This window comes from Microbispora sp. CL1-1, assembly GCF_012034195.1.
Taxonomy (GTDB): Bacteria; Actinomycetota; Actinomycetes; order Streptosporangiales; family Streptosporangiaceae; genus Microbispora.
In genome coordinates this window covers 1-11,943 of record NZ_JAATEK010000056.1, presented here as the reverse complement: position 1 = coordinate 11,943, position 11,943 = coordinate 1, and the positions used below count along the sequence as shown (strand labels likewise).

General features: G+C 71.7%; 15 protein-coding genes and 2 pseudogenes. 6 read left to right on the top strand and 11 right to left on the bottom strand.

The genetic code is table 11. The features are described from left to right. The 8 genes from HCK04_RS36770 to HCK04_RS36735 all read right to left on the bottom strand — a co-directional run bounded on the left by HCK04_RS36770 (position 1) and on the right by HCK04_RS36735 (position 5,173). Positions 1-666: an SIS domain-containing protein gene (locus HCK04_RS36770; RefSeq protein WP_260617536.1), complete on the bottom strand. Its 666-nt coding sequence runs from the start codon at positions 664-666 to the stop codon at positions 1-3. A 13-nt stretch (positions 667-679) separates the two neighbouring features. Continuing rightward, positions 680-895 (bottom strand): HypC/HybG/HupF family hydrogenase formation chaperone, encoded by a 216-nt coding sequence (locus HCK04_RS36765; RefSeq protein ID WP_205831165.1) that lies wholly within the window; start codon positions 893-895, stop codon positions 680-682. A gap of 20 nt (positions 896-915) precedes the next feature. Continuing rightward, a complete protein-coding gene (locus HCK04_RS36760) occupies positions 916-1,533 on the bottom strand; it encodes an SIS domain-containing protein (RefSeq protein WP_142651950.1) in 618 nt (205 codons plus the stop codon). Between the two features lie 179 nt (positions 1,534-1,712). Continuing rightward, positions 1,713-1,985 (bottom strand): GlsB/YeaQ/YmgE family stress response membrane protein, encoded by a 273-nt coding sequence (locus HCK04_RS36755; protein WP_142651949.1) that lies wholly within the window; start codon positions 1,983-1,985, stop codon positions 1,713-1,715. Between the two features lie 76 nt (positions 1,986-2,061). Continuing rightward, positions 2,062-2,712, bottom strand: a complete 651-nt coding sequence (locus tag HCK04_RS36750) for a response regulator transcription factor (RefSeq protein WP_142651948.1) — start codon at positions 2,710-2,712, stop codon at positions 2,062-2,064. After that, a complete protein-coding gene (locus HCK04_RS36745) occupies positions 2,712-3,896 on the bottom strand; it encodes a histidine kinase (protein WP_142651947.1) in 1,185 nt (394 codons plus the stop codon). The genes HCK04_RS36750 and HCK04_RS36745 overlap by 1 nt, the downstream gene beginning before the upstream one ends. A 5-nt stretch (positions 3,897-3,901) precedes the next feature. Then, entirely contained in the window at positions 3,902-4,942 is a 1,041-nt protein-coding gene (locus tag HCK04_RS36740; RefSeq protein WP_142651946.1) for a LacI family DNA-binding transcriptional regulator, read from the bottom strand. Positions 4,943-4,951: 9 nt separating this feature from the next. Further along, positions 4,952-5,173 (bottom strand): hypothetical protein, encoded by a 222-nt coding sequence (locus tag HCK04_RS36735; protein ID WP_142651945.1) that lies wholly within the window; start codon positions 5,171-5,173, stop codon positions 4,952-4,954. A 154-nt stretch (positions 5,174-5,327) separates the two neighbouring features. Between HCK04_RS36735 and HCK04_RS36730 the strand changes: the two genes are divergently transcribed. Continuing rightward, entirely contained in the window at positions 5,328-5,906 is a 579-nt protein-coding gene (locus tag HCK04_RS36730) for a phosphoribosyltransferase family protein (RefSeq protein ID WP_142651944.1), read from the top strand. Here HCK04_RS36730 and HCK04_RS43945 read toward each other — a convergent pair. From HCK04_RS43945 to fbp, 3 genes and pseudogenes are all read right to left on the bottom strand, one after another. After that, positions 5,903-6,001, bottom strand: coding sequence for a hypothetical protein (locus HCK04_RS43945; protein WP_260617535.1), 99 nt, complete (start codon positions 5,999-6,001; stop codon positions 5,903-5,905). The genes HCK04_RS36730 and HCK04_RS43945 overlap by 4 nt on opposite strands. 67 nt (positions 6,002-6,068) lie before the next feature. After that, a pseudogene (locus HCK04_RS43940) lies at positions 6,069-6,116 on the bottom strand (hypothetical protein); the annotation flags it as partial. A gap of 13 nt (positions 6,117-6,129) precedes the next feature. After that, positions 6,130-7,257 (bottom strand): fructose-1,6-bisphosphate aldolase/phosphatase, encoded by a 1,128-nt coding sequence (gene fbp / locus HCK04_RS36720; protein ID WP_142651943.1) that lies wholly within the window; start codon positions 7,255-7,257, stop codon positions 6,130-6,132. A 100-nt stretch (positions 7,258-7,357) separates the two neighbouring features. On the opposite strand from fbp, the gene HCK04_RS36715 reads away from it, so the two are divergent. The 5 genes and pseudogenes from HCK04_RS36715 to HCK04_RS36695 form a co-directional block, all read left to right on the top strand. After that, the gene (locus tag HCK04_RS36715; RefSeq protein ID WP_142651942.1) at positions 7,358-7,789 is read left to right on the top strand and encodes a CBS domain-containing protein; all 432 of its coding nucleotides are present in this window, start codon (positions 7,358-7,360) and stop codon (positions 7,787-7,789) included. Beyond that, positions 7,790-9,139 carry an acyltransferase gene (locus tag HCK04_RS36710; RefSeq protein ID WP_142651941.1) on the top strand — a complete coding sequence of 450 codons (1,350 nt, stop codon included), beginning with the start codon at positions 7,790-7,792 and terminating at the stop codon, positions 9,137-9,139. Continuing rightward, positions 9,120-9,485 (top strand): YhjD/YihY/BrkB family envelope integrity protein, encoded by a 366-nt coding sequence (locus HCK04_RS36705; RefSeq protein ID WP_328710925.1) that lies wholly within the window; start codon positions 9,120-9,122, stop codon positions 9,483-9,485. The genes HCK04_RS36710 and HCK04_RS36705 overlap by 20 nt, the downstream gene beginning before the upstream one ends. 316 nt (positions 9,486-9,801) lie before the next feature. Then, a complete protein-coding gene (locus HCK04_RS36700; protein ID WP_260617534.1) occupies positions 9,802-11,106 on the top strand; it encodes an AI-2E family transporter in 1,305 nt (434 codons plus the stop codon). A 452-nt stretch (positions 11,107-11,558) separates the two neighbouring features. Beyond that, positions 11,559-11,943, top strand: a pseudogene (locus HCK04_RS36695) (hypothetical protein); the annotation flags it as partial.

The window sequence follows — 11,943 nt, the reverse complement described above, 5'->3', positions numbered from 1 at the left end:
TCACCGGCCTTCGCCAAGGGCGTGCTGGGTGAGCTCCCAGAGCGCGTGATAGACGGTCGTCTGGGCCTCCTGGATCCGGTGGACCGAGGCCGAGGGCACCACGAACAGGTGGTCGATGGTGCCGAGCTCGGCCATCTGGCCGCCGCTGTAGCCGGCCAGCCCGACCGTGAGCATGCCGCGCCGGTCGGCCTCCTCGAACGCGGCGACGAGGTTGCGCGAGTTCCCGCTGGTCGACAGGCCGAGCGCGATGTCCCCCGCGAAGGCGGACGCCGCGAGCTGCCGGGCGAAGACCACCTCGAAACCGATGTCGTTCGCCAGCGCCGTCACGACCGCGATGTCGGCCGTGAGGGCGAACGCCGGCAACGGGCGCCCGTCGCCCCCGTTCATGCGGCCCGGGTTCATGAAGAGCGTGGCGACGTCCTGGGCGTCGGTCGAGCTGCCTCCGTTGCCGAACGCGAACAGCCGGCCTCCCGCCGCGAACGACTCCGCCATCGCCTCCGCGCAGGCGGCGATCCGGTCGCCGTCGCGCTCGAGCACCGTACGGCGCAGGGTGACGATCTCGTCGACCTTCTCCACCGTCGACTGGCGTACGGATGACATCACCGCGTCGAGGTCGGTGGACTGGGAGTAGAGGAACGGGTAGAGCGCCTCCATGTCCTCGGTCACGGCCCGGTCCCCCTCACGTCTCGCTCACGACTGCGATGGCCTCCTTGGCGTGCACCAGGACGGTGTCGCCGGGCGCGGCCTCCACCAGGGCGACGCTGACCACCTCCCGGCGGTGCTCCCTGCCGGGGCCGGTGTCGACCAGGGCGAGGTCGCGCTCCAGGAGCCGTACGACGGTCACCGCGACCGCCGCGTCCGAGCAGGTGACGCACGTCTCGTCATGGCAGCTCATGCGACGACTCACGCGACGGCTCATGCGACGACCCGTGGATCCAGCACGCCGGGCTGCTCGAAGAAGACGTGCACCAGCTCCCAGAGGACGTGATAGGTGGTGACGTGCACTTCCTTGACCACGCGGGGGTCGGCGGAGCGCGCGATCAGGACGTGGTCGACGGCCGGGCTGCGCCCGATCGGGCCGCCGTCGTCGCCGCCGGTCAGCGCCAGCGTGAGCAGGCCGAGCCGATGCGCCGTCTCCAGGCCCCTGAGCACGTTCGCGCAGCGGCCGTCGCAGGAGATGCCGAGTGCGATGTCCCGCGGCGCGGCGAGACGGCGGAGCTGGTGCGCGAAGACCTCTTCCAGGCCCGCCGTCGCGGCCACCCCCGTGATCGTCGCCACGTCGCTGGTGAGGGAGAACGACGGTAGCGCCCGCTTGCCCACGATCACCGGGTGGACGAACTCCACCGAGATGTGCTGGGCGTCGGTGGCGGCCTCACCGTTGCCGAAGACGATGAGCCTGCCGCCGCCGTGGAAGCGCGTCGCCATCGCGTGGCAGGCCCTGGCCACCACGTCGGCCTCGTCGGCGAGGCCGAGCACCGGCCCCACGCGGCGGGCGAACACCTCCGGAACACGTGCAAGGACCGCCTGGTCCATCGCGGACCACTTCCCCCGTCTCGCGTCTTCCCTCTGGGAAGCCCCTGGTTACCGACCGTACGCCGCGCCCTGACGGGGGGAATCAACAGATGTCGGTGATTTCGCAAAGACCACGACAGTACGGGCATGTCGATGGCCCCGGCCATGCCGGGGCCATCGACTGCTGACTATCCGACTAACTACCCGACGCTTTTGCGGCGGTACAGCGCCACGGCGGCCATGACGCCGACGGCGGCGAGGGCCACCTGGATGATCAGTTCGATCCAGTCGATCCCGGGAGTGTTGGCGACTCCCAGGCCCCTGGCGATCGCCGAGCCGATGAGAGCGGCGATGATACCGATGATCATGGTCATCCAGATGGGAATGGCCTGGCGCCCGGGCACGACCAGCCGGCCGAGAGCGCCGATGATGAGTCCGATGATTATGGCGGAGATGATGCCGCTGACGGCCATGCTGCCACCCTCCTTGTGTTCGGCTGCCTCCCTTCTGCCCCGGCAAAACGGGACAAAACGCGACAAAACCGGAGGATTAGGAGCCTGCGATGCGGTTCTCCCAGGCCCAGGCCGCGATCTCGACCCGGTTGCGCAGGCCGAGCTTGGCCTGGATGCCGGCCACATGGCCCTTGACCGTGCTCAGTGAGATGAACAGCTCGGCCGCGATCTCCTGGTTCGTACGGCCCCGGGCCACGGCCCTGACGACCTCGAGCTCCCGGTTGGAGAGCGGGTGGTCCGCCCCGCCGGGGGCAGGCATCCGGGCCGTCAGGTGGCGCAGCAGCCGCAGGGTGACCGAAGGGGAGACCAGCGCGTCCCCCTGGTGGGCGGCCCGCACGGCCTCCACGAGCAGGGTGGGGCCGCAGTCCTTCAGCACGAAGCCGGTCGCGCCCGCCCGCAACGCGCCGTAGACGTACTCGTCCAGGTCGAACGTGGTGACCACGACCACCCGCAGCGGGTCGGGCACGCCCGGCCCGGCCAGCGCCCGGGTCACCTCGATGCCGTCGAGCTTGGGCATCCGCACGTCCACCAGGCAGACGTCGGGCCGCAGCCGCCGGGCCGCCTCCACGGCCTCCGCGCCGTCGGCCGCCTCGGCCACCACCTCGATGTCGGGCTGGTCCTCCAGGATCAGCCGCAGGCCGCCGCGGACCATCGCCTGGTCGTCGGCCACCAGCACCCTGATCGTCATCAGCGGGCCCGCTCCCGTGCAGGCCGGGGCCGGGGCGGGGACACGGGCACGGGCAGCGTGGCGAGCACCGACCACCCGGACCCGGGACGCGGCCCGGCGCGCAGCGTGCCGCCGAGCGCCTCGACCCGTTCACGCATACCGATGAGGCCATATCCGCTGAGGCCATATCCGCCGCGCTGGTGGTGCCGCGAGGGGCACTGCGGCGAGTCGTCGGCGACCTCGACGGTGAGCGTCTCGCGGTCGCGTTCCACCTCGACCGTGACCGAGCGGGCCTGCGGGGCGTGGCGGGAGATGTTGGTCAGCGACTCCTGCACGACCCGATAGACCGTGGCGGCCACCTCGGGCGGCCACGCCGCCGTCTCCTCCTCGTCCGGCAGCCGCAGCCGCACCGTGCGGCCGCCCGCCTCGAAGCGCTCGACCAGCTCGCCCAGCTCGCCCGGCCGGCCGGGCATGGTCGTTTCCGCCGGCTCGTCCGGATCGCGCAGCAGGCCGACGACGCGGCGCATCGCGGCCAGCGCGTCGGACCCGGCGGCCTCGATGTCGGCCAGCGCATCGCCCGCCTTCTCCGGGCTCTTCCGCGAGACCAGCCGGGCGGCCTGGGCCTGCAGCACGATGCCGGTGACGTGATGGGCGACGACATCGTGCAGCTCACGGGCGAGCCGCAGCCGTTCCGCCCGGCGCACCCCCTCGGCCACGGCCCGCCTGCGGGCGTCGAGCAGCCGCGGGCACAGCCCGGCCACGACGGCGGCGGCCCAGGCCAGGACGTTCATCAGGGTGACCGAGGGCACCCCGGCGGCGAGCGTGTGCGCCGTCACCAGGCTCCCGGCGGCCACGGCCAGCCCGCCGCCCGCCACGGCACAGGCCGTACGGACCGGCAGCGTTTTGACCGCCGTGCCGACCAGCACCGCCAGGCCGAGGGCCATCGCGGGACCTGGTTCACTGGGCAGATCGGCGAACCTCGCGGCCAGGACGGCGGTCGCGGCGACGGCCAGACCGGCCACGGCCGTCCGGGCCGGGTCGAACCGGCGGGCCAGGGCGATCGCGCACACCACGGCACCGGCGGCGCAGTCGAACCGCCAGTAGCCGCCGCCCCAGCTGTCGGCGATCCGGACGGCCCAGAAGGCCAGCACCACGGCGAAGATCACGCCGAGTGCGGCGTCGGCCGCCCATCGCCTTACCCGCATCGGCCTTACACGCCTGGGCGCGGTGGTGCGGTGCTGTCCCGCACGACGAGGGTGGTGGCGAGCTCGACCCGGTGCTGTTCGAGCCGCTCGCCCTCCGAGAGGGCCAGGACCATCCGCGCGGCGGCCGCCCCCATCTGCACGAGCGGCTGCCGTACGGTCGTCATGGGCGGCCCGGCCCACTGGGTGAACGACAGGTCGTCGAACCCGACCACGCTCAGATCGTCGGGGATGCGCACCCCCGCCCGCCTGGCGGCCTCGTACATGCCGAGCGCCTGCAGGTCGTTGGAGCAGAAGACGGCGGTCGGGGGATCGGGCAGGCGCAGCAGCTCGGTCCCGTCGCGCAGGCCGCCCTCCACATAAAGAGTGCTGGTCCGCACGAGGGCGGGGTCCACGGGCACGCCCGCCGCGTCCATCGCGGCGCGGTAGCCGTCGAGCCGCGCCCGGCAGCACGGCCACTGCGTCGGCCCGCTCAGCATCGCGATGCGGCGGTGGCCGAGGTCGAGCAGGTGGCGGGTCGCGGCCATCCCGCCGGTCCAGTTGGTCGCGCCGACCGACGGGGTCTCGTGCAGCGGCTCGCCGGTCGGGTCGAGCACGACGAGAGGGATCGAGCGGGTGGCGAGCTGCGACTGCTGCTGCACCGTGAGCTCGGAGAAGACCGCCACGACGCCGGTGGGGCGGCGGGCCAGCACCTGTTCGGTCCACGCCCTGCCCGGGGTGAGCCGGCCCTGCATCTCGGTCAGCACCACGGCCAGCTCGTGCTCCCTGGCGACCTGCTCGACGCCCTGGATGATCTCCAGCGCCCACAGGCTCTCCAGGGCGTGGAAGACGAGCTCGATGATCGCCGCGGGCTCGCTGTCACGGCGCCGGTATCCGTGCTCCCGTAACACCGCCTCCACCCGTTGCCGGGTGGCCAGGGCGACTCCCGCATGCCCGTTGAGCACCCGCGACACGGTCGGTGCGGACACTCCCGCCAGATGGGCGATCTCGGCCACGGTCAGCCTCTGAGGCGGAATGTTTCCGTCGAGGGCCCGGTCGGTCGAGGTCACGGCGACAGTCTATGGGCCTTCCCTCTCCTCGGGCCGGATCAGTCCTGCCGCGAGCAGGAGTTCGTGGGCGAGCCGGGCGGCGTGCTCGGGCCTGGACTGCGCGGGATCCTCGAGCGGCCCGCCCTCCAGGCCGCCCGCGAGCACCCGTACGGCCTCGGCGAGCGTGCTCACCTGCCGTTCGGTCGCGTCGAGTCTGGCTTTGAGCTCGTCGATCTCTCCGGGTTGGGACATGCCTCAAGTCTTCCCCGGGTCCTTCGGCCCTACCGCGAGCGGCGGAGGTGGCCGACGGTGAAAGACAGCGGCGACAATCAGGGGGAATGTCGTGTTCGTCGATCGTCATGACGCCGGGCGGCGCCTGGGTGAGCGGTTACGGAAACTTCCCGGGATGGAGGACGCGGTCGTCGTCGGCCTGCCCAGGGGAGGCGTGATCGTGGCGTACGAGGTCGCCAAGGCCCTCGGCGCCCCGCTGGACGTGATCGTCGTACGCAAGCTGGGCGTGCCCTACCAGCCGGAGCTGGGCTTCGGCGCGATCGGCGAGGGCGGGGTGCGGGTGCTGAACCCCGACGTCGTACGGCTCGCCAACATCACCCGCGACGAGATGGCCGAGGTGGAGCGGCGCGAACGGGCCGAGCTGGAGCGGCGCGCCCGCCGCTTCCGGGGCGACCGCAAGCCGGTGGACCTGGCAGGCCGTACGGTGATCGTGGTGGACGACGGGATCGCGACCGGCGGGACGGCCCGCGCCGCCTGTCAGGTGGCCCGCGCGCACGGGGCCTCCCGGGTGGTGCTCGCGGTGCCGGTGGGCGCCCCCGAGACGATCGCGAGCATGCGCGGGGACGCCGACGAGGTCGTCTGCCTGGAGACGCCGGAGCACTTCTACGCGATCGGCGCGTGGTACGAGGACTTCACCCAGGCGAGCGACGAGGACGTCGTCGAGTGCCTGCGGCGGGCCGCGGAGGAGGATTAAGGGCTTTCCGGCGTCCGCTCCGCGTGGTGCTCGATCCGGGCGTCCGGTCCCGGGTAGAAGCACGGCGTCTCCCGCTCCTCGTCGAGCCATCTCACCAGGTAGGGGGGGCGAGCCGTCGGTGTGGTAGAGCGCCACCACGATCCCGATGCGGCCCGCCTTCCCCCGGTGGATGCTCTCGACGATGAGACGGTCGCCGACCGAGGCTTTCATGGCGCCGGCCTTTTCACTGCCGGGATCCGACCGGGGTCGCGACCTCGGTCGTGATCGGCGTCCAGCGGTGGGCCAGGCGCCTGGTGAGAGAGGTCATCGTCGTGTACTCCAGGTCCTCCAGCGGCAGCCGGTGCGGCTCGAACGGCCCATGGCGGCGCAGGTAGTCCATGATCTCGTTCGCCTGCCGCCGGGCTCCGTCGAACGCCGGGTCGGCGAACATGTCACGCGGGCCGATCAGCCTGCCGTCCTTGATCTGGAACCCGAGCGCGACCACCCGCGGCGGGCCGTCGAACCGCGACGGGTGCGCCTGCCCGGTGGCCACCGGCATCAGCGGCGCGTGGTGCGAGCCGCGCATGCACCCCGCCACCGAGTGGGCGAAGGCGAACGGCTCCAGCGCCTCGCCCACGGCCGGCAGGCCCGACTGGCAGCGCACGATCATCACGGGATCGTCCTTGCCGACGTACTTGCCGGCGATCAGGGACAGCCGCTGGGTGCTGGTCGCCGCAGCGGTCATGCCGAGCGTCTTCGAACGGACGCTGTGGATCACGTAGCGCGCCGGGGCGCCGATGTACATCAGCATGTCGTACAGGTCCGCCGGGCAGTCGAAGACGATGCGCCGGTCCTCGCGCAGGTCGTACACCTCGAACGCGAACCCGGCGTGCATCTTCTCGTCGATCACCAGCCCGGGGGTGTTGGACGGGTCGGCGAACATCTTGTACAGCGGGAGGTTCCACGCGCCCGGCTCGGTCTTGTCCGCCAGGAAGCACAGCACCGGTTCCGACGGCCGCTCCTCGAACTCCAGCTCCGCGTAGCCCGGGCCCATGCCGCGCAGGTTGCCGGAGAAGGCGTCCGACAGCAGGTCCTGGCCGGCGCCGTACAGGCCGAGCTCCTTGGCGAGGTGGGTCGTCGCCTGGAAGGTGTCCCAGGCGAAGGAGTGGATCAGCCCCGCCTCCTGGCCGTACGTGTGGGTCAGGATGAGCGAGATGTCGTCGCCGCAGCTTTCCGCGTGGCCGTCGATGAGGAGCCCGGACGACTTCGCCCGCTCGATCTCCCGCCGTGCTTCGGCCATCAGCCGGGGATGGACGGCGGAATGGCCGACGAACCCGCCTGTGTCTGCCTTGATGATGCTCAGCGTGATCATATGGTTCACCTCCACCTACACGTTTATTCGGACTTGGAGGGATAAATAGGGCATTAGGTCACTAAGCGGGGCGGACTTCCGTATGAAGGGGAGAGCCGGCATGAAGATCAAAGATGTCATGTCCACGCCGGTGGTCGTCGTCCCGCCGATCACGCCGGTGCGGGACGTCGCGCGGCACATGGACTACTCGGGCGTCGGCTGCGTCGTGGTGTCGGAGGGGCCCGGCATCGCCGGCGTGGTGACCGACCGCGACCTCGCCGTACGCGTGCTCGCCCAGGACAGGGGCGGGGACACGCCGGTGGGCGAGGTGATGTCGGAGCAGGTGGTCATGGCGGAGGCGGACGACGAGGTCGAGGTGGCCTTCGACGTGTTCCGCCGCCACTCCTTCCGCAGGCTGCCGGTGGCCGCCGAGGGGAGCGTGGTCGGCATGGTGACGGTCGACGACCTGCTCCTCCAGATGCACCAGCTCGGCGCCGACCTGCTCACGCCGGTGGTCAAGGAGATCAGCGAGCCGCAGCACCAGAGCGACTAGATGTCCGCGCCCCTGCGACGTGCGGCGGAGCGCACGCCGCCCGGCCGCGACCGTCACATCGACCTGCTGCGCGCCGTCGCCATCGCGCTGGTGGTGCTCGGGCACTGGCTTGCCGTGGTGGTGACCTACCGCGACCGCATCGGCGGCGACACGGTCCTCGCGTACGTCCCCTGGGCCAGGCCGCTCACCTGGCTGTTCCAGGTCATGCCGGTGTTCTTCCTGGTGGGTGGCTTCGCGGGAGCCGCCTCGCTCGACTCCTGCCGGCGGCGGGGCGGCGACGCGATCGGATGGTTCCTGTCCCGCACCGACCGGCTGATCCGCCCGACGACGGCGTTCCTGCTCACGCTGGGCGGCGCGGCCCTGCTCGCGCTCCTCCTCGGCGCCGACCCCGCCACCGTGGGCATGGCGGTCTGGCTCGCCTGCCTGCCGTTGTGGTTCCTCATCGCGTACGTCACGGTCGTCCTGCTCACCCCGATCCTGCTCGCGCTGCACCGCAGGGCGGGCCTCGCGGTGCCCGTGGTTCTCGCGGTGGCGGTGGCGTTCGGCGACGCGGCCCGGTTGCTCGGCGGTCCCGGCGTGTTCGGCGCGGCCAACTATCTGCTGGCCTGGGCGGCGGTCTACCAGCTCGGCATCGCCTGGCGGGAGGGAGCCCTGTCCGCCCGGCCCCGCGTGGCCGTACCCATGATCGTGGGCGGCCTGGCGGCGCTGGTGCTGCTCACCGTCCCGGGGCCGTACGCGGTCAGCATGGTGACCGACCCCGGCGCCCGCCTGCAGAACACCTCGCCGCCGACGCTCGCGCTGCTCGCCCTCGCGGTCGCGCAGACGGGGGTCGCACTGCTCCTGCACGAGCATGGTGGTCGCCTGCTGCGCCGTACGCGCCCGTGGGCGGCCGTCGTCGCGGCCAACTCCGTGATCATGACGGTGTTCCTCTGGCACATGACGGCCGTCGTGATCGCCGTGCTCGCGCTCTATGTCACCGGCCTGCTGCCGCAGCCGCCTCCCGGATCGGCCGCCTGGCTGCTGCTGCGCGTGCCCTGGATCGCTTTCCTGACGGCGACCCTCGCGGTGCTCGTCGCCGTGTTCGCCCGGTTCGAACGGCACGCGGTTGAGAGGCGCGGGGGTGCTTTGCCGGCGTCGAGCGCCGGGAGGGCGGGGGCCTCGACGTCGGCCGCGACCCTGGCGGGAGCCGGTCTGGTCGTCGCGGGCCTGCTCGGTGTGGCGCTCACCGGCTCGCAGGGCCTGCCCGCGCCGATGCTCCCCGCCCGCTTCGCCGTGTGGTTCGCCGTCTACTTCGCGGGCGCCGCGCTGCTGTGGGCCGCCCGGGCGTCGCATCGGCGCCTCGCGTCATGAGAGTGCCGGCGGAACACTGGAAGACGATCGCCGGGCGGGTGCGGCCGTCGCCCACCTGCTGGTCGCCCTGCTGTGGGCATCGTCGAGGGCCGTCCAGGCGCTCATGCGGTGCCTGAACGCGGTGCTCGGAGGCAGGGAGAGCCACGGCCCGATCGGCACCCGCCTGCCGGCGCTGCTCTACACGCTCGCGGCGATCGCCGGAGTGCCGGTGTTGCTCGCGCTCGTCGCCGCGTTCCCGGTCGTGCTGGAACACCTCGGCCGCGGCCGGGTGGCCAGGGCCGCCGTCTCTGTGGCGCGCTGGGCGGCGCTCGTCCTGTTCATCGGGGTGGGGCCGGCGCTGCTCTAGCGGCATGTCCCCGGCAGTCGTCGCGAGTCGCAGTGGCGGTCGGTCGCCTGGGGCCTGGGGCTCGCCATGCCCGCCCTGGTGCTGGTCTCGGCCGGTCTGTCGATCTTCGTGACCGGCTTCGGCCGCTTCGGCCGCTTCGGCCGCTTTGGCCGCTTCGGCTGGACGTACGGCGCGGTCGCGGCCGTACTCACGCTCTGGCCGTATTTCGCTGATCGTGCTGCTGGGCGCCGAGGTCAACGGAGCGATCGAGCGCCATCTGCGGGACTTGTCCGGATAAATCCGTGTCAAGTGACCTTCATAGGGCAGCAGGAGAGGCGTGTCCGACAGCGGTCTGTCCCCAGGAAGCGGCATCTCCAGTGTGTTCCCCTCGCTCCCCGGCCAGGGGGAAATGACGCCCGATCCGGCGCCGGAGCCGACCGGCGTCGACCGCACCGATCATGCCGATCGTGCCGACGGTGCTGATTTCGCCGACCGTGCTGATGTTGTCGGCCGTGCCGCCGATGCCGCCGATGTCGCCGGCGCCGCCGGCGCCGCCGGTGCCGCCGGTGCCGCCGGTGCCGTGGCGTCCGACCGGCCGTTCGGCCTCCCGGGACGTCCGCTGCGCAGCAACCCGTTCATGTTCGGCCTGACCGGCGCGCTCGGCGTGCTCACCGCATGGCTCCTGGTGCAGGCGATCGCCGGCGCGGGCTCGGCGATCGTGCTGATCGTGGTCTCGCTGTTCCTGGCCATCGGACTCAATCCCGCGGTCGAGGCGCTCCAGCGAAGCAACCTGTCCCGCCGCCTCGCGATCACGATCGTGTTCGGGTCGGTCATCGCGTTCTTCGTGGTCTTCGGGCTCGCGGTCGTGCCGCCCCTCACCGAACAGACCACCGGGTTCGCCCGGCACCTGCCCGACTACGTGCAGCAGCTCCAGAACCACCCGCTCATCCGCTCGGTGGACGAGCGCTACCAGATCCTCGACAAGATCCAGCAGTACGTCGCGGGCGGCGGGCTGGCCACCCAGATGTTCGGCGGCCTCCTCGGCGTGGCGAGCGTCGTGATCAGCGCGCTGTTCAGCGCCTTCACCGTGCTCGTGCTCACGCTCTACTTCCTCGGGTCGCTCAACTCCATGAAGGAGACGGCCTACCGGTTCGTGCCCCGCTCACGCCGCACTCGGGTCCGCCTGCTCGGGGACGAGATCATCAACCAGATCGGCGGCTACGTCGCGGGCAACCTGATCATCTCGCTGATCGCCGGTGTGGTGACCTACCTGTTCCTGGCCATGCTGAACGTGCCGTACGCGCTCGCCCTGGCCATCTTCGTCGCGGTCACCGACCTGATCCCGCTGGTCGGCGCGGTCATCGGCGCGGTCGTGGCCTCCGGGGTGGGCTTCCTCTCCTCCGTACAGGTCGGCATCGCCTGCGTGGTCTTCTTCGTCGTCTACCAGCAGGTCGAGAACTACTGGATCTCCCCGAAGGTGTTCAAGTCGTCCGTCGACGTGCCGCCCGTGGCGACCATCGTCGGGGCTTTGCTCGGCGGGGCGCTCCTCGGCATCGTCGGGGCCCTGCTCGGCATCCCGCTCGCGGCGGCCCTGCTCCTCCTGGCCCGCGAGGTGGTGCTGCCCCGCCAAGACCGGCTATAGCCGACCGCTGTAGCCGTTCTCTCTCCCGCAGCGCGGTGGCGTTCACAAAGCTCCGCGTACGCGCGCCGCCGCTCGTCATGCCGCAGCAGGGCGCTCCGGAGAGTGCGCAGGGCTCAGCTCGCGGCGTCGTAGTCGGCGCGGGACAGTGCGGCGACGCGGCGGTGCGGTCGGTGCGGGGCGGGAATGCGGGCGGTGTGGCGATTACGAGGCGCCGCAGTGAGCGCGGGGCGGGAGTGCGGGCCGCTGCGGTAAGTGTGCGGCGGTGCGGTGAGCGTGCTCAGCGCGACCCCGCCGATCCCGGCTGCTCTACCCCGTCCTCATCGCATCCGGGCTCTCCCACGCCCGCTGCGCCGCAAGTCTGTGGCCCCAACTGAACCGGGTCGTCCGGTTGCTAAGAGTGAGGAGAGTAAGAGATAATTCAAACAGGATTTCGAATCGAGTGAGGAGGTGTGATGGATCTGTTCGACATCGATCCTGAGCACCATCGTCATTCGAATGGCCCTGGCGACGGTGAGTGGTGGGACCGTCTGATCGCCAATTCGCCGCTGTGGTCGTCCGACGGCTCGTCCGCCCGCGAGCCCTTCCCGATCATCAACTTCGGGCCCCGGCAGCGCGCCGACGCGCCCAGCACCGAGACCACGGACGGCGTGGACGTCCCAGGCCCCGACGCCGCGGGCGCGAATGCCGCTGGCACGATCGGCGCTGGCGCGAACGCCGCGCGTTGGACCGCCGACAGCGCGGGATCTGACGCGCGTGCCGCCTGTGGGGTTGCCGATCGTGCGGCTGCCGCCGGTGCGGACGCCGCTGGCACGAACGGCGCTGGCGCGAACGCCGCGC

Bases quoted from the DNA above. Each gene is read 5' to 3' on its own strand.
- HCK04_RS36755 (WP_142651949.1), bottom strand. From the start codon at position 1,985: ATGGCCGTCAGCGGCATCATCTCCGCCATAATCATCGGACTCATCATC.
- HCK04_RS36715 (WP_142651942.1), top strand. From the start codon at position 7,358: ATGAAGATCAAAGATGTCATGTCCACGCCGGTGGTCGTCGTCCCGCCG.
- HCK04_RS36750 (WP_142651948.1), bottom strand. From the start codon at position 2,712: ATGACGATCAGGGTGCTGGTGGCCGACGACCAGGCGATGGTCCGCGGC.
- HCK04_RS36765 (WP_205831165.1), bottom strand. From the start codon at position 895: ATGAGCTGCCATGACGAGACGTGCGTCACCTGCTCGGACGCGGCGGTC.
- HCK04_RS36710 (WP_142651941.1), top strand. From the start codon at position 7,790: ATGTCCGCGCCCCTGCGACGTGCGGCGGAGCGCACGCCGCCCGGCCGC.
- fbp (WP_142651943.1), bottom strand. From the start codon at position 7,257: ATGATCACGCTGAGCATCATCAAGGCAGACACAGGCGGGTTCGTCGGC.
- HCK04_RS36735 (WP_142651945.1), bottom strand. From the start codon at position 5,173: ATGTCCCAACCCGGAGAGATCGACGAGCTCAAAGCCAGACTCGACGCG.
- HCK04_RS36760 (WP_142651950.1), bottom strand. From the start codon at position 1,533: ATGGACCAGGCGGTCCTTGCACGTGTTCCGGAGGTGTTCGCCCGCCGC.
- HCK04_RS36730 (WP_142651944.1), top strand. From the start codon at position 5,328: ATGGAGGACGCGGTCGTCGTCGGCCTGCCCAGGGGAGGCGTGATCGTG.
- HCK04_RS36745 (WP_142651947.1), bottom strand. From the start codon at position 3,896: ATGCGGGTAAGGCGATGGGCGGCCGACGCCGCACTCGGCGTGATCTTC.